Raw genomic sequence first — 15,198 nt, forward strand, 5'->3', positions numbered from 1 at the left:
CAGATTACTCTTCTACATAAAATTTTTGGGTAAAGGTCAGCTTGCCTGTCCCTTTATTGCCTGCGTTCACATCAATGTTAAACGTCAACGTTTCTTCATTGGTGATGGAAAACTCTGCGAGATAGTATATCGCATCTCCCTCTTTCACTTCGCGAAAAGTGAGCTTTTTCGTGTTACCAATGAGGTTGCGGGCGCTACCACTGAGTTTAGCCGTGGTGGCGGGTTTACCAAGTGAGCCGCTATCAAGTACGCTGATGTTGAGTAGAGCAGAGTAGCCGTTCCGCTTGAGATTGTAGCTACGCGCGACTTTGGGAGCCAGGAACGTAGAGTTGAATGCAGAGTAGTGAACCTCGACATTTTTAAAGGTTTGATACTGTCCAGCCCAGCTTGGTGAGCAAATCAGAGCAGTCAATAGCAATAACATCCAGCGTTTCATTTTATATCCTTACAAAATTGATAGGGGTCAGAAGCTAATACGAAAAAAGCCATCATAGGATGGCTTCAATCTCTTCGGGTATCTGGTTAGGTGAGCTCACGCGCAACTGTTTGTGCCGACCTAACTCACCTTTTTCAATATGGATTGAACCTTTGGATACCTTAAATTGTTTCGACAGATACTTAGTCAAATGAGCATTGGCTTTGCCATCGACCGGTGGAGCAGTAATCGCAACTTTTAACTCATCGCCATGTAGTCCTACCAATGCATCTCGACTGGCTTTGGGTTGGATGTAGAGCCTGAGTAGTAGGTCATCCCCATCCAACCATGCTGCTTGTGCCACTATAGTCGGAACCAGATTGGACCAATGATATCGCCCATCAGGAAGTTAGCAAACTGCAGGACAATGAATAGCACCAAAACACTAAAATCAAAGCCACCCATTGCTGGGATAATGCGACGAATTGGCGCTAGCATTGGTTCTGTCAGCTGGTGGAACACATACTCTATTGGACTACGTCCCTGGCTTACCCAGCTTAAAATTGCACGCAGTAGTAGGACCCAGAACAACAAGCCGCCTGCTGCTTTTACAAGCGCTAAGAAGCCGAGGTATAGGTAGTCCAGACTGAATGCGACTGCACCTTGAGATGCTAGCATCACTAGCGCTGCAAATTTTACGACACACAAAACATAAGCAAACAGTAGAGTTGCTAGATCAAGGCTGCCGATGGAGGGAATGACTCGACGCAGTGGGCCAACAACCGGTTGGGTTGCTTTGACGATAAATTGAGAGAATGGATTGTAAAAATCAGCGCGAGCAGCTTGCAGCCAAATGCGCAGAATAACGACCATGATATACAGGTCGAACAGTGTAGAAATTAGAAAACTCATTGAGTTCATAGTTAGCCCTTACAGCAGTGACCATCTCACTTTATTCGTAGTGAGAGAGTAGAGTTTTAAATCAGTGATTCCATTTCTTCTGCACGAGCAACAGCTGCGCGCATTGCTTTCGATACAATATCGGAAAGCTGAGATTCGTTAAAGGTACGTAGAGCTTCTGCGGTGGTGCCACCTTTTGAGGTGACTTGTTCGCGAAGCGTTGATAGTTCAAGCTCTGGTTTGGCGGCGACAAGTTTCGCTGCACCTAATGCTGATTGCTGAACCAGTAAGCGTGCCGTTTCGGCACTAAAGCCCTGAGCAATCGCCTCTTTTTGCATCGCTTCCATGAAAAGGAAGAAGTAAGCAGGTGAGCTACCTGCTGCTGCGATGATGTTGTTGATGCCCGACTCTTGCTCAACCCAGCACACCTCACCGACGGCTTGCATTAACTGGTGAGCAAAATCACGATCGGTTTGTATGACGCTTTCTGGAGCATATAAGCCACTCATGCCTTCTCCAACCAGAGAAGGTGTATTTGGCATCACGCGTACGAGGTTGAGTTTACTGCCAAGCATCTCTTCAAGGCGCTGGCAATTAATACCGGCGGCGATTGAGATAACGAGTTTATTGCTCCAGTTGACCTCTTTAAGTCCTTCTCCCACGAGTGCCATCATTTGTGGCTTAACCGCTAGCACGATGACATCAGCAAGCTTTGCTGCTTGCTCATTGTCCACTGTGGTATTGACACCAAATTCGCTAGCTAGAGCATCACGAGTGCTTTGGCTTGGTGCGGTGGCGGTAATCAGGTTTGATGGGTAGCCGCTCGCTTTGAGTCCAGCAATAATTGAGCGAGCCATGTTGCCCGCCCCAATAAAGGCAATATGCTTATGTTCCATTATTATCTCTAATTCTTGTTAGCGTAATCACGCGCACCAAAGATAGCGGTACCAATACGAACAATGGTACTACCGGCTTCAATCGCGGCTTCCATATCACCACTCATTCCCATCGATAGAGTATCAAGGTCTGGGTGTTTTTCGCTGAGTTGATCTTTCAGCTCTGCCAGCTGCTTAAATGCAGCCAGCTGTGAGTTGTAGTCCGTCACATTGGCTGGAATCGACATCAATCCTCTTAATTTGAGGTTTGGTAGGCGAGAAATCAACTCAGCAAGCTCGAATATTTGGTCTGTGTCCAAACCTGATTTTGATGCTTCTCCACTGGTATTGACCTGTAATAGGACTTGGAGCGCTGGCATATGCTCAGGTCTTTGATCGTTGAGGCGTTGTGCAGTTTTGGCACGGTCAATGGTATGTACCCAAGCAAAATGCTCAGCAACATGGCGAGTCTTGTTGGATTGAATGGGCCCGATGAAGTGCCACTCAATCGTTAAATCTGGGTGGTTATGGTTAAAGAACTGAACCTTATCGACACCTTCTTGGACATAGTTCTCACCAAACATTCGCTGTCCTGCGTGTGCGGCTTCTAATATTGCTTGGTTAGGTTTGGTTTTACTGACCGCCAGCAATTGCACAGAGTCACGAGCTCGTCCACACTTTTGCTCTGCACTGTGAATTTGTGAAGTGATATGTTCGATGTTTTGTTGAATACTACTCATAGTTTATGAAACCAAGGAATTTATATGGATATCGCTGAGTTACTGGATTTTAGTGTAAAGCATAATGCGTCAGATCTACACCTTTCTGCAGGAGTTCCGCCAATGGTGCGTATTGACGGTGAAGTGAGAAAGCTAGGAGTGCCCGCCTTCAGCCATGCAGATGTGCACCGTTTGGTGTTTGAGATCATGAACGATGCTCAGCGAAGTGAGTTTGAGGAGAAGCTAGAAATCGACTTTTCTTTTGAGCTACCCAATGTAGGACGATTTCGTGTCAATGCATTTAACCAGTCGCGTGGCTGCTCTGCGGTATTTCGAACCATCCCAACGGTGATTCCGACGTTGGAGCAGCTTGATGCTCCAGCCGTGTTTGAGCAAATTGCCAATTATGAAAAAGGACTGGTGCTGGTTACAGGCCCAACTGGTTCGGGTAAGTCAACTACACTAGCGGCAATGGTGGACTATGTTAACCGCAATCACAATAAACATATTCTCACGATTGAAGATCCGATCGAGTTTGTTCATACCAACAACAAGTGCTTGATCAACCAGCGAGAAGTTCACCGCGATACACACAGTTTCAAGAATGCGTTGCGTAGTGCGCTGCGTGAAGATCCGGATGTCATTTTAGTGGGGGAGCTGCGAGATCAAGAGACGATCAGCTTAGCTTTAACCGCAGCAGAAACGGGGCATTTGGTGTTCGGCACGCTCCACACGAGCTCAGCAGCAAAAACGATCGACCGTATTATCGATGTGTTCCCGGGCAGTGATAAGGATATGGTGCGCTCGATGCTCTCTGAGTCTCTGCGTGCAGTCATTGCTCAGAAGCTCCTTAAACGAGTGGGTGGCGGACGTGTCGCTTGTCATGAGATCATGATGGCCACCCCGGCGATTCGCAACTTGATCCGCGAAGATAAAGTGGCGCAAATGTACTCGATCATTCAAACGGGGGCCGCGCATGGTATGCAGACGATGGAACAGAATTCTAAGCAGTTGCTGTCGAAAGGCTTAGTTGATCCTGATGAAGTCGCGCGTAAAATTGAAACCGACTCTGGGCCGATCTTCTAGGGAGCGATGTCTATGGCTGCAGAAATGAAAATTGATCACTATTTAGGAGCCATGCTCGAGAACAAGGCTTCTGATATCTATATTACCGTTGGTGCACCTGTGTTGCTGCGAGTCGATGGTGAGTTGCGTGCCCAAGGAGAGAAACTCTCAGAACACGACGTGTTAGCGCTTCTTGAGCCTATGATGGACCAAGATCGTCTCGTTGAGTATCACAAGCAACGCGAAGCGAACTTTGCGGTAGTACGCGATATTGGTCGTTTTCGTGTCAGTGCTTTTTACCAGCGAGAGCTGCCAGGCGCGGTAATACGTCGCATTGAAACCAATATTCCTACCTTTGACGATCTTAAGTTGCCAGACGTGCTGCAAGATCTTTCCATCGCGAAGCGCGGGCTTGTACTGGTGGTTGGAGCGACCGGTTCGGGTAAGTCCACCACGATGGCAGCAATGACAGGCTACCGGAATACTCATCGTACCGGGCATATCTTAACGGTAGAAGACCCGATTGAGTTCGTCCACGAGCATAAGCGCTGTATTGTCACTCAGCGTGAAGTTGGCCTTGATACAGAAAGCTTTGAGGTTGCGCTGAAAAACTCATTGCGCCAGGCTCCAGATATGGTCTTGATTGGTGAGATCCGCAGTCGTGAGACAATGGAGTATGCCATGACCTTTGCTGAAACGGGCCACTTATGTATGGCAACATTGCACGCTAATAATGCTAACCAAGCACTCGAGCGAATCTTGCATCTCATGCCAAAAGAGCAGCGTGAGCAGTTCCTGTTTGATCTCTCTATAAATCTAAAAGGGGTGATAGGGCAGCAGCTCATTCGCGATAAGCATGGTAAGGGGCGGCATGGTGTGTTTGAGGTGCTGCTGAATAGCCTAAGGGTATCTGACTTGATCCGTCGTGGTGACCTGCATGAGCTTAAACCGACCATGGCTCGCTCAAAAGAAGTTGGAATGCAGACGTTTGATCAAGCGCTGTATCAGCTTGTGATAGACGACAAGATCAATGAAGAAGATGCACTGCATAGTGCAGACTCTGCCAATGACTTACGTTTGATGCTCAAGACGCAGCGTGGTGACGGTTTTTCTGGTGGAAGCCTATCTGACGTGAAGATTGATATGGATTAATCGGATATGGCCTTCAGAACGTACTGGAGGCCATATTTCAATTTATTAGCCCCATTGAGCCTCGAACCAACTCTCTAAAATGACCACCGCCGATTGACAGTCAATGTTGCCTTTCTCGAGTGCTTTGTAGCCACCCATACTAAATAGGTCAGCCCTTGCTTCGGCTGTCGACAGGCGTTCATCATGCAGCTCGACAGGCAGCCCAAAACGGCCATGAAGTCGATTAGCAAACTTCTTTGCGCGTGGGGTAATCGTTTCTAGGTCACGTCCGTGTAAGTCTGTAGGCAAACCTACGACCAAAAGATCGGGTTGCCACTCCTTGATGAGTTTTTCAATATCATCCCAGTTTGGAATACCATCGTTGGCTTTAAAGGCACGCAGTGGCGAAGCCGTGCCTGTGACTTCTTGGCCAATGGCACTACCAATACTTTTGGTGCCAAAATCGAATCCCATAATAGTGCGAGACATAGTGATTAGAGTTTCCTGTTCATTGTCGACTAGGCGTGCCCAGCGATACTAGAGAGTTGAGCTGGATCGATACCGAGTTTCTCGACCGCTTTGCGCCACTTTTCATCGTTTGGTGTATCAAAGATCAATACTGAATCAGCCTCAATGGTAAGCCACGAGTTTTCCGCCAACTCTACCTCCAACTGGCCTGCTGTCCACCCTGAGTAACCCAATGTCACGAGGTAGCCACTCGGCTCAGCTTCGGTGCCGAGCACAGACAAAATATCGCGTGATGTAGTGACTGTCAGATCTTCGGTCATTTGAATGCTCGACTCATAGTAGTCTTTGGGTTTGTGTAGAACAAAGCCTCTATCTTCAGATACCGGCCCGCCATTAAGGACAGGACGCTCAAGACTCTCCGTCAGTAACTGCGGATGGACAGGGTCGATTTCAGCTTGCTCGAGAATATTGCCAATCGTGACATCAATCGGAGCATTGATGATCAGCCCCATAGCGCCCTCTTCATTGTGTTCACAAATGTAGACAACACTATTTTTAAAATAGGGGTCTTGCATCCCCGGCATGGCAACGAGAAAGTGGTTGGTTAAATTCATAGCGACTCCAATATTGGGGCGAATAATAGGCAGCACAGATTGCTCGCGCTACCTATCGTGCTTATGCCTTAACTCGACGCTCAATAGCATCCATTAGCTTACCTGTGATTGAGATATCAAAGGCGGCCTCGATTTCACGGATGCACGTTGGGCTTGTTACGTTAATCTCAGTGAGCTTGTCACCGATAACATCAAGACCAACAAAAATAAGCCCTTTTTCTTTTAGTGTTGGTGCCACAGCTTGAGCAATTTTAAGGTCGGTCTCGCTCAGTGGGCGAGCTTCGCCAGTACCACCTGCAGCCAGGTTACCGCGAGTTTCACCTTTGGCAGGGATACGCGCTAGACAGTATGGCATTGGTTCGCCATCAACCACCAAGATACGCTTATCGCCGTTGCTGATATCTGGTACGAACGTTTGCGCCATTGCATAGTTTTGACCGTGATTGGTCAAAGTTTCAATGATCACCGATACGTTTGGATCGTTCTCCTTCACTCGGAAGATTGATGCGCCGCCCATACCGTCTAGTGGCTTGAGGATCACATCACCATGCTCTTCACGGAAGGCTTTGATCTTTTCCGCTTTGCGCGTAACGATAGTCGTCGGTGTTAGCTCTGGGAACCATGCCGTGAACAGTTTCTCATTGCAATCACGAAGGCTCTGAGGTTTGTTTACGATAAGCGCACCGTTCTCTTCTGCGCGCTCTAAGATGTAAGTCGCGTAGATGTATTCAGTATCAAAAGGAGGATCTTTGCGCATTAACACAGCATCAAGATCGGCGAGTTTAATGGTTTGCTCAGATTTAAACTCATACCAACCCGTTGGATCTTCTTTCAGCTCAACCACTTTAGTATCGGCAATCGCGACACCTTGATCGAGGTGGAGATCGTTCATTTCCATGTAGTGGATTTCATAACCACGACGCTGTGCTTCTAACATCATGGCAAAACTTGAATCTTTCTTAATATTGATGGACGAAATTGGGTCCATCACAATGCCGAGCTTAATCATTCTTTTCTCCATTTAGCCAAGGTCGCCAAAGCGAACTTGCAGGGCTGTAATTGCAGTAAGGGCGGCCGTTTCTGTTCTAAGTACTCTTGGCCCTAAAAGTGTTTCTTCAAAATTATAGTGACGCGTTTTCTCAATCTCTTCGCTTGATAGGCCACCTTCTGGGCCAATCAGCAAACGTACTTTCTCAACAGGAGTCGGCAGTGTGTTAATTGAGTATTGAGCACGAGGGTGTAAGTTTAATTTAAGACCATCAAACTCTTCATTACACCACTCTTCAAGCTGCATTATTGGTCGAATCTCAGGAACGCGATTTCTACCACACTGTTCACAGGCTGCGATGGCCACTTTTTGCCATTGCGCCAGTTTCTTCTCAAAACGTTTTTGGTCCAGCTTGACACCGCAACGCTCAGAGATCAGTGGAGTAATGGTATTCACTCCAAGCTCTACTGATTTCTGGATAGTGAACTCCATTTTGTCGCCACGTGAGATAACTTGTCCCAGGTGTAGATCGAGAGGTGACTCAATGTCTTTCTCAACACGCTCAAGTACCGTGACAGTGACGTTCTTTTTGGAAACAGCGGTAATGTCTGCTGGAAACTCTGCGCCACTATTATCAAACAACAAGACTTGTTGTCCCTCTCTCATGCGAAGAACGCGACCAACATGACCACTGGCGTCTTCACTGAGGGAAAGCTCTCCGAGGGCTTGGATAGGTTCAGGGTGGAAAATTCGAGGTACGCGCATAGAGCTGTGTCCAAAAGTTAGCTTATTGATATTGAGTTAAGTCTAACATGGTTGCGCAGGGACGAAAAAACAAGGGCTTGAATTCGCTATTGATGCCTTTAAGTCAAGACAGTTGCTTGCCAGTATAATTTAGCTGCTGGTGACATGCTCCACAGCGATAAAGTGCCTGATGTCTTTGTACCTTGTTGTGGCGACGTATTGTCAGTGCATGTTCGTTGCATGCGCAGCGGTATTGAAAGGTATTGCCTTGTACCGATGCGATATTGAATGAATGAGTCGTATTCGGCTCCACTCCCAGTACTTTAAACATGATCGCTTGCCACTCTTTACCATGAGGGCGAACACGCCCAAACAGTTTGAAGCAGATTAAATGAGCCACTTCATGAGGAATCACTTCATTGAGAAACGCGTCAGGATTTTCACTAAATAGTACTGGGTTGAGGCGTATTTCCCATAGCTGAAGATAGGCTTTGCCAGCGGCCTTGCCGCGTAGCTTATAGCTGATGGTAGGTTGAGGTAATTCGACCTTGAAGTATTGCTCTGCTTTTTGAATGCAGTGGGCAACCTGTTTTACGGTTTGGTGTTGCAGTTGTTTGTCTAGCAAAAGAGTAGCCCCGAATGGAATCGGGGCTAGGATACCTAAAGATGTCGTGATTCCCAAATTTTACGGTTAGTGTTTTTTCTTGATGGTCGCGTGATACGCATGCCAGGTCCCGTAGCCAAGTATGGGCATGGTGAACAGCATACCAATACCATAAGTGGCAAAGCCGAGAAGGATACCCCCACCGATAATCCCTGCCCAGACAACCATAGCTCCAAGGTTGTTACGTACAGCGTTTACACTGGTAAACACTGCGGTCATCATGTCGACTCTGCGCTCCATCATCAACGGAATAGAGAAAGCGGAGATACTAAATACCACAGCGGCCAGTACTGCGCCAATCACGGAACCAATGGCAAGGAAAGGCAAGAAGTCACTTAAAGGCGCGCCTTGAACGGAAGGATAGATGGCGTGGAGCAGGGCAGCAATGCGCATCCAAAATATCATAGCCACCGCAAGCAGGACAGCAAACGCCCATTGTGAAGAAGAGTTACGTCCAATCGCCTTCATAGAGTGTGGTAGGCTGGCATTGTGACCTTTTTCTCGTTGCCAACTGGCATCATACAATCCCAACGCAAGGAAGGGGCCAATCAACATATACACAATCAGACTGGGCATGATCACCAAATGAGTGCCTTGCCATTGCACCAGCAGCACGATGCCGATCGCGGCTGCCATAAAACATAAACCGTAGAAAGCGCTGATGATGGGCATACGAACAAAGTCGTTGAGCCCCAACGCTAACCAGTGAAAGGGAGCAGAGATACTGAGTGTGTTGCACGGAATGGTGCGTGCATACTCATGGTCAGATTGCTTCTGCTTAGTGTCAAAATCTGACGAGTTGTAGGTTCGAGGCATGCGTCCTCCTTGATGCGTTCTAGTCACATATCAGGAAAGAGCTTATCGTCGTAAGCAGACACATTCGCGCAATCACCTGATATCAAAAGGTGCAAGGCCAGAAAATAGTGATGACCAAATGCTACCTATCTATACGGTGCATCGCGGCATAAGGGACAGCAAACCGTCATGTCGATGCAGAGACTACGTTTTCCAATGCTTAGGGATGCCGAGCATTAGCTTTTTGTTGCGATACCGATATGGTCAACACTCATGGTGAGTAATATCAGTGACGATATTGGTATCGATTTGTGCACATAGTGATATAACTATCGACATGGATTGGTGAAAATTCAAATCTTTGTCGCACAAAAAAGCCCCAGCAGAGCTGAGGCTTGAAATTTTTTGTGTCTATCGGGCTTATTTAATGCCAGCGAACTCGCGCAGTAGAGCGGCTTTATCTGTCGCTTCCCATGGGAACTCTTCGCGACCGAAGTGGCCGTACGCTGCCGTCTTCTTGTAGATAGGCTGAAGAAGGTTCAGCATCTCTTGTAGGCCGTATGGGCGTAGATCGAAGTTTTGGCGAACCGCTTCAACGATGATGTCGTGAGACACTTTCTCAGTACCGAACGTTTCAACCATGATAGAGGTTGGATCAGCAACACCGATAGCGTATGACAGTTGAATTTCACAACGGTCAGCCATGCCAGCAGCAACAATGTTCTTCGCTACGTAACGCGCTGCGTAAGCTGCAGAACGGTCAACTTTTGATGGATCTTTACCAGAGAACGCACCGCCACCGTGACGAGCTGCACCGCCGTAGGTATCTACGATGATCTTACGACCAGTAAGGCCACAGTCACCCATAGGACCGCCGATTACGAAACGACCAGTTGGGTTGATGAAGAAGTTAGTCTCTTTGTTGATCCACTCTGATGGAAGCACTGGCTTGATGATCTCTTCCATTACTGCTTCACGTAGGTCTGGTGTTGAGATTGAGTCACAGTGCTGAGTTGAAAGAACAACAGCGTCGATACCAACAATCTTACCTTGGTCGTATTGGAATGTTACCTGAGACTTTGCATCAGGGCGCAACCATGGAAGAGTGCCGTTCTTACGTACTTCCGCTTGCTTTTGAACAAGACGGTGAGAGTAAGTGATTGGCGCTGGCATTAGGATGTCGGTTTCGTTTGTCGCGTAACCGAACATGATACCTTGGTCGCCCGCACCTTGCTCTTTAGGGTCTGCTTTATCAACACCTTGGTTGATGTCAGGAGACTGTTTACCGATAGTATTTAGTACCGCACAAGAGTCTGCGTCGAAGCCCATGTCTGAGTGCACGTAGCCAATCTCACGTACAGTTTCACGAGTCAGCTCTTCGATATCAACCCAAGCTGAAGTCGTGATCTCACCACCAACCATTACCATGCCGGTTTTTACATAAGTTTCACAAGCAACACGAGCTTTAGGATCTTGCTCAAGAATCGCGTCTAGAACTGCATCAGAAATCTGGTCTGCAATTTTATCTGGGTGACCTTCTGAAACCGACTCAGAAGTGAATAGGTGCTTAGCCATGAGAGCTCCACTTTGTTAACTATCTCTATAGCCGTGTATCGCTGCCTTTATCGGCAAAAACGGCTATCAACAAAAATTTCTGTAGGTGTTTCTACATCTAGACGTCTATTCTAGTTTTCAACAAATGAATTACAAGTGATTTTTAGTATTAATTAGAACCAAACGTTTGCGCAAATCATCACAAAATGTAGGGGTATGAGAGGGGTGAGAGCTCAAATTCCTCAAGTAAACGTTTGCAGAGTGTGAATGGCTCTGCGACAATACCCGCGCTGCGAAGCAGCTTCATTTATCTTTTCTCTTTCGCTTAATGCACTCAGGAGCAGACATGTCTTCTCGTAAACATCTAGCTAATGCAATCCGTGCTCTTAGCATGGACGGTGTTCAACAAGCTAACTCTGGCCACCCAGGCGCACCAATGGGTATGGCTGATATCGCTGAAGTTCTTTGGCGTTCTCACCTAAACCACAACCCAACTAACCCAGAGTGGGCAAACCGCGACCGATTTATTCTGTCTAACGGTCATGGCTCAATGCTGATCTACTCACTACTGCATTTGTCTGGTTACGAATTATCAATTGACGATCTTAAGAACTTCCGTCAATTGCACTCAAAAACACCTGGCCACCCAGAGTACGGTTACGCTCCAGGTATTGAGACGACAACGGGTCCTCTAGGCCAAGGTATTACGAACGCTGTGGGTATGGCTATCGCTGAAAAAGCGTTGGCAGCTCAGTTTAATAAAGAAGGTCACGATATCGTAGACCACTTCACTTATGTCTTCATGGGTGACGGCTGTTTGATGGAAGGTATTTCGCACGAGGCATGTTCTCTAGCGGGTACCCTAGGTCTAGGCAAACTTATTGCATTTTGGGATGACAATGGCATCTCAATCGACGGTGAGGTTGAAGGCTGGTTCTCTGACGATACACCTAAGCGTTTTGAAGCATACGGTTGGCATGTTATTCCTGCTGTTGATGGCCACGATAGCGAAGCCATCAACGCAGCGATCGAAGCGGCGAAAAACGACCCTCGTCCAACACTGATCTGTACTAAAACGATCATTGGTTTTGGTTCACCAAACAAGTCTGGCTCACACGACTGTCACGGTGCACCTCTAGGCCATGAAGAAATTGCAGCGGCACGTGAGTTCCTTGGTTGGGAACACGGTCCGTTTGAAATCCCAGCAGACGTATACTCTGAATGGGATGCAAAAGAAGCGGGCAAAGCAAAAGAAGCGGCATGGGAAGAGAAGCTAGCGGCTTATGAAGCGGCTTACCCAGAGCTTGCTGCTGAGTTCAAGCGTCGTACTAACGGTGGGCTACCTGCACAGTGGGAAGAGAAAGCAAACCAGATCATTGCGGATCTGCAAGCTAACCCTGCAAACATCGCTTCACGTAAAGCATCACAAAACGCACTAGAAGCGTTTGGTCAAATGCTACCAGAATTCATGGGCGGCTCTGCTGACCTTGCACCATCCAACCTAACTATGTGGTCTGGTTCTAAGTCATTAGAAGCGGATAAGTTTGATGGCAACTACATTCACTACGGTGTACGTGAGTTTGGTATGACGGCGATCATGAACGGTATCGCACTGCACGGCGGTTTCGTACCTTACGGTGCAACCTTCCTAATGTTCATGGAATACGCGCGTAATGCAATGCGTATGGCTGCACTAATGAAAGTGCAAAACATCCAAGTTTACACGCACGACTCTATCGGCCTAGGCGAAGATGGCCCAACACACCAACCAGTAGAACAGATGGCGTCTCTGCGTGTGACTCCAAACATGAGCACATGGCGTCCATGTGACCAGGTTGAATCTGCTGTTGCTTGGAAACTAGCGATTGAGCGTAAAGATGGTCCTACTTCACTGATCTTCTCTCGTCAGAACCTTGCTCAACAAGAGCGTGATGCACAGCAAGTTGCGAACATCGCTAAAGGTGCTTACATCCTGAAAGATTGTGAAGGTAAACCAGAGCTAATCATTATCGCGACGGGCTCTGAAGTTGAGCTTGCGGTTGAAGCAGCCGCTCAGCTAACGGCTGAAGGTAAGAAAGTACGCGTTGTTTCTATGCCTTCTACTGACGCATTTGATAAGCAAGATGCCGCTTACCGTGAAGCAGTTCTACCATCAGACGTAACCGCACGTATTGCGGTTGAAGCGGGTATTGCTGATTACTGGTACAAGTATGTTGGTTTTGATGGTCGTATCATCGGTATGACAACATTCGGTGAGTCTGCACCAGCAGGTGAACTATTCAAGATGTTCGGTTTCACAACAGAGAATGTTGTAGAAACTGCAAAGGAACTATTGGCATAACTTCAGCTTTGGCATAATCTCGCCTAAGCGCTAATAAAGCCTATAATTATAAATAGAAGGCCAGAGTCGCATATGTGACTCTGGCTTTTTTTGTTGGTCAACGCTCACTGACCAATATAGACGAGAGAAAGTAAAGCATGAAGCTATCATTAGCAGGCTGGTGGCAGGTGTCACCCTTAACCGACCTGTCGATTCCACAGGAAGATATTCTATTTCCCGCCCTAATCAGTTCAGTATTACCGACGGGCCTAACCGAAGAGCAAATCAGCGCGCAAGAATGGCACTTGATGCATGATATTGAGCTGGATGAAGAGTTGGCTGCGCCAGCGGTAGATTTGGTGATGCAAGGCGTGTCTCATTATGCCGAGGTACGAGTCAACGGGGTCGCTGTCTTTGATTGCATGGGTGATTTGCAGACGATGCGTAAAGATGTCCGTCCATACCTACAAAAAGGGCGCAACCGGTTTGAAGTTCTTTTTTTAGAGCAAGATGAGGATTGGTTGTTAGAAGAGGATGGGCTGATAGAAGAAAAGAGTGTGCAAGGGGAATTTGTCGGCTCATCCTTGCGCCCTGTTGCTATTCAGGTTGAGCCTTATTTGCATTTTATGAGAAACGTTCGGCTCCATAACGTTGAGGTGGAGCAGGTTTGGCACCACTGTGGCGGTTGTGAGGTTTTAGTGCGATTGGGTTATCAAGTGCATCAATTTGGTTTGGCGTCTGCCCGTGTACAGTTCAATGGTATTAGCCTGCAGTTGCCTATCGATATGCGTAACCAAGCGTTAACGGCGCTGTTTCAGGTGGAAGCACCTAGAATGACGAAAGAAGAAGAGTTGGGGGAAAAACTCATAATCACTATAGAAGAACACCAGTATGAGTTTTTCATCCCGTTAGGCCCAACACAAGATGTTATGAGATTGGAACTCTAAGCTGAGTGATAACAGGGCTAAGCAACAGCTGGGTGGTTGCGATTCCATACTTTTTCGTGGAAGTAGTAAGCCACCGTGTTACAAGCTGGCTCTATCGTTGCCATGATGCTGCCAATGAGCACATCACCTGTGAGTAAATAAGCCACACCGAATGCAACGCTGAAATGAACCGTTGCAAAGCTAGCTGTTTTTATCGTGGTTGAGTTAGCGAGCCTTTTCAATACGGGGATTTTCAGCCAGGCTTTCTCATGAAAGTAGAACGCAACTGTGTTCACCATCGGCTCTATCATTGCTATTAAGCTACCAATGATAATATCGCCAGTTAGGATATAGCCGATACTGAAGGCGATGAAGAAGTGAATCATTGCAAAGTTAAGTGTCTTTTTCATGAGAATGTCCTTAGTGGTGTTCTGTCTGGTTGTATTTAGTATTGATAATTATTATCATTTAGTAAAGAAAAAAATACCTATCTCGCTGATAGGTATTTTCAATCACACTTGAAACCTGCTTTTTACCCTTGCGGCTTCACCACCAAAACATTAATCGGTGAGTTCTGAACGACCTTGCTAGCGACAGAGCCCAGAACCACTTTATCAAGTTTAGATCGCTTGTGGCTTGGCATGACGATGAGATCAGCCCCCAGCTTTTCCGCAGATTCAAGGATCGTGGTGTAAGGTTTACCCTCTGCTACGTGCGTTTTGTACACGATCTCTTCTGGTATGTGCTGATCAGCAAACTGTTTAAGTTGCTGTCTCACGTCTGCCTTCATCTGCGCCGCTGCATCTTTAGGGAAGTAGGTAGCGACCATCGACATATGAATACCTGGAAGCACGTTCAGTAAATGAATTTGCGCACCTGACTGTTTTGCATGCCAAACGGCGAGGTTTAGAGCTTTGTCACTGAAGCCTTTGTCGTTAAGGTCTACAGGAACAAGAATTTGCTTAAACATTGACTATCTCTTTTTGATTACTGGCCTAGCGTCTCCCGCTAGGCGCAAAT

18 protein-coding genes are annotated in these 15,198 nt (G+C 47.2%); 4 read left to right on the top strand and 14 right to left on the bottom strand.

From position 1 onward, the window contains the following. Positions 1-4 precede the first annotated feature (4 nt). The 5 genes from GT360_RS02110 to GT360_RS02130 are packed head-to-tail and all read right to left on the bottom strand — an operon-like array spanning position 5 to position 2,930. Positions 5-436, bottom strand: coding sequence for a DUF4426 domain-containing protein (locus GT360_RS02110; RefSeq protein ID WP_164647288.1), 432 nt, complete (start codon positions 434-436; stop codon positions 5-7). A gap of 52 nt (positions 437-488) precedes the next feature. Beyond that, on the bottom strand, positions 489-779 hold the full coding sequence (gene yggU / locus GT360_RS02115; RefSeq protein ID WP_164647289.1) for a DUF167 family protein YggU: 291 nt from the start codon (positions 777-779) through the stop codon (positions 489-491). Beyond that, complete coding sequence (locus GT360_RS02120) at positions 779-1,336, bottom strand: YggT family protein (protein WP_164647290.1); 558 nt, start codon at positions 1,334-1,336, stop codon at positions 779-781. The genes yggU and GT360_RS02120 overlap by 1 nt, the downstream gene beginning before the upstream one ends. Positions 1,337-1,392: 56 nt before the next feature. Continuing rightward, on the bottom strand, positions 1,393-2,211 hold the full coding sequence (gene proC, locus GT360_RS02125; RefSeq protein ID WP_164647291.1) for a pyrroline-5-carboxylate reductase: 819 nt from the start codon (positions 2,209-2,211) through the stop codon (positions 1,393-1,395). A gap of 8 nt (positions 2,212-2,219) precedes the next feature. Next, positions 2,220-2,930: a YggS family pyridoxal phosphate-dependent enzyme gene (locus GT360_RS02130; protein ID WP_164647292.1), complete on the bottom strand. Its 711-nt coding sequence runs from the start codon at positions 2,928-2,930 to the stop codon at positions 2,220-2,222. A 24-nt stretch (positions 2,931-2,954) separates the two neighbouring features. On the opposite strand from GT360_RS02130, the gene GT360_RS02135 reads away from it, so the two are divergent. Beyond that, complete coding sequence (locus GT360_RS02135) at positions 2,955-3,995, top strand: type IV pilus twitching motility protein PilT (protein WP_164647293.1); 1,041 nt, start codon at positions 2,955-2,957, stop codon at positions 3,993-3,995. Between the two features lie 24 nt (positions 3,996-4,019). Next, entirely contained in the window at positions 4,020-5,126 is a 1,107-nt protein-coding gene (locus GT360_RS02140) for a PilT/PilU family type 4a pilus ATPase (RefSeq protein WP_164649546.1), read from the top strand. 45 nt (positions 5,127-5,171) lie between these two features. Here the strand turns inward: GT360_RS02140 and ruvX are convergent, their stop codons facing one another. The 7 genes from ruvX to metK form a co-directional block, all read right to left on the bottom strand. Next, positions 5,172-5,594, bottom strand: coding sequence for a Holliday junction resolvase RuvX (gene ruvX / locus GT360_RS02145; protein WP_164647294.1), 423 nt, complete (start codon positions 5,592-5,594; stop codon positions 5,172-5,174). Between the two features lie 29 nt (positions 5,595-5,623). After that, positions 5,624-6,187, bottom strand: a complete 564-nt coding sequence (locus GT360_RS02150; RefSeq protein ID WP_164647295.1) for a YqgE/AlgH family protein — start codon at positions 6,185-6,187, stop codon at positions 5,624-5,626. A 61-nt stretch (positions 6,188-6,248) separates the two neighbouring features. Then, positions 6,249-7,196, bottom strand: coding sequence for a glutathione synthase (gene gshB / locus GT360_RS02155; protein WP_164647296.1), 948 nt, complete (start codon positions 7,194-7,196; stop codon positions 6,249-6,251). 12 nt (positions 7,197-7,208) lie between these two features. Beyond that, positions 7,209-7,940, bottom strand: a complete 732-nt coding sequence (rsmE, locus tag GT360_RS02160; protein WP_164647297.1) for a 16S rRNA (uracil(1498)-N(3))-methyltransferase — start codon at positions 7,938-7,940, stop codon at positions 7,209-7,211. Positions 7,941-8,043: 103 nt separating this feature from the next. Next, positions 8,044-8,544, bottom strand: a complete 501-nt coding sequence (locus GT360_RS02165) for a SprT family zinc-dependent metalloprotease (protein ID WP_164647298.1) — start codon at positions 8,542-8,544, stop codon at positions 8,044-8,046. Between the two features lie 66 nt (positions 8,545-8,610). After that, on the bottom strand, positions 8,611-9,399 hold the full coding sequence (locus GT360_RS02170) for a DUF2189 domain-containing protein (RefSeq protein WP_164647299.1): 789 nt from the start codon (positions 9,397-9,399) through the stop codon (positions 8,611-8,613). A gap of 399 nt (positions 9,400-9,798) precedes the next feature. After that, the gene (metK, locus tag GT360_RS02175) at positions 9,799-10,953 is read right to left on the bottom strand and encodes a methionine adenosyltransferase (protein ID WP_164647300.1); all 1,155 of its coding nucleotides are present in this window, start codon (positions 10,951-10,953) and stop codon (positions 9,799-9,801) included. Between the two features lie 325 nt (positions 10,954-11,278). On the opposite strand from metK, the gene tkt reads away from it, so the two are divergent. Both tkt and GT360_RS02185 read left to right on the top strand, forming a co-directional pair. Continuing rightward, positions 11,279-13,273 (top strand): transketolase, encoded by a 1,995-nt coding sequence (gene tkt / locus GT360_RS02180; protein ID WP_204274542.1) that lies wholly within the window; start codon positions 11,279-11,281, stop codon positions 13,271-13,273. A 137-nt stretch (positions 13,274-13,410) separates the two neighbouring features. Further along, positions 13,411-14,199, top strand: coding sequence for a glycosyl hydrolase 2 galactose-binding domain-containing protein (locus tag GT360_RS02185; protein ID WP_164647302.1), 789 nt, complete (start codon positions 13,411-13,413; stop codon positions 14,197-14,199). A gap of 17 nt (positions 14,200-14,216) precedes the next feature. Here the strand turns inward: GT360_RS02185 and GT360_RS02190 are convergent, their stop codons facing one another. Together GT360_RS02190 and GT360_RS02195 are read right to left on the bottom strand one after the other, a co-directional pair. Then, on the bottom strand, positions 14,217-14,588 hold the full coding sequence (locus GT360_RS02190) for a DUF2061 domain-containing protein (protein WP_164647303.1): 372 nt from the start codon (positions 14,586-14,588) through the stop codon (positions 14,217-14,219). Positions 14,589-14,710: 122 nt separating this feature from the next. Continuing rightward, positions 14,711-15,148, bottom strand: a complete 438-nt coding sequence (locus GT360_RS02195; RefSeq protein ID WP_164647304.1) for a universal stress protein — start codon at positions 15,146-15,148, stop codon at positions 14,711-14,713. Positions 15,149-15,198 lie beyond the last annotated feature (50 nt).

It is taken from the genome of Vibrio astriarenae (genome assembly GCF_010587385.1).
Lineage (GTDB): Bacteria > Pseudomonadota > Gammaproteobacteria > Enterobacterales > Vibrionaceae > Vibrio > Vibrio astriarenae.

Excerpts from the sequence above, each read along its gene's own strand:
- GT360_RS02110 (WP_164647288.1), bottom strand. The coding sequence starts at position 436 with ATGAAACGCTGGATGTTATTGCTATTGACTGCTCTGATTTGCTCACCA.
- GT360_RS02120 (WP_164647290.1), bottom strand. The coding sequence starts at position 1,336 with ATGAACTCAATGAGTTTTCTAATTTCTACACTGTTCGACCTGTATATC.
- proC (WP_164647291.1), bottom strand. The coding sequence starts at position 2,211 with ATGGAACATAAGCATATTGCCTTTATTGGGGCGGGCAACATGGCTCGC.
- GT360_RS02130 (WP_164647292.1), bottom strand. The coding sequence starts at position 2,930 with ATGAGTAGTATTCAACAAAACATCGAACATATCACTTCACAAATTCAC.
- GT360_RS02135 (WP_164647293.1), top strand. The coding sequence starts at position 2,955 with ATGGATATCGCTGAGTTACTGGATTTTAGTGTAAAGCATAATGCGTCA.
- GT360_RS02140 (WP_164649546.1), top strand. The coding sequence starts at position 4,020 with ATGAAAATTGATCACTATTTAGGAGCCATGCTCGAGAACAAGGCTTCT.
- ruvX (WP_164647294.1), bottom strand. The coding sequence starts at position 5,594 with ATGTCTCGCACTATTATGGGATTCGATTTTGGCACCAAAAGTATTGGT.
- GT360_RS02150 (WP_164647295.1), bottom strand. The coding sequence starts at position 6,187 with ATGAATTTAACCAACCACTTTCTCGTTGCCATGCCGGGGATGCAAGAC.
- gshB (WP_164647296.1), bottom strand. The coding sequence starts at position 7,196 with ATGATTAAGCTCGGCATTGTGATGGACCCAATTTCGTCCATCAATATT.
- rsmE (WP_164647297.1), bottom strand. The coding sequence starts at position 7,940 with ATGCGCGTACCTCGAATTTTCCACCCTGAACCTATCCAAGCCCTCGGA.
- GT360_RS02170 (WP_164647299.1), bottom strand. The coding sequence starts at position 9,399 with ATGCCTCGAACCTACAACTCGTCAGATTTTGACACTAAGCAGAAGCAA.
- metK (WP_164647300.1), bottom strand. The coding sequence starts at position 10,953 with ATGGCTAAGCACCTATTCACTTCTGAGTCGGTTTCAGAAGGTCACCCA.
- tkt (WP_204274542.1), top strand. The coding sequence starts at position 11,279 with ATGTCTTCTCGTAAACATCTAGCTAATGCAATCCGTGCTCTTAGCATG.
- GT360_RS02185 (WP_164647302.1), top strand. The coding sequence starts at position 13,411 with ATGAAGCTATCATTAGCAGGCTGGTGGCAGGTGTCACCCTTAACCGAC.
- GT360_RS02190 (WP_164647303.1), bottom strand. The coding sequence starts at position 14,588 with ATGAAAAAGACACTTAACTTTGCAATGATTCACTTCTTCATCGCCTTC.
- GT360_RS02195 (WP_164647304.1), bottom strand. The coding sequence starts at position 15,148 with ATGTTTAAGCAAATTCTTGTTCCTGTAGACCTTAACGACAAAGGCTTC.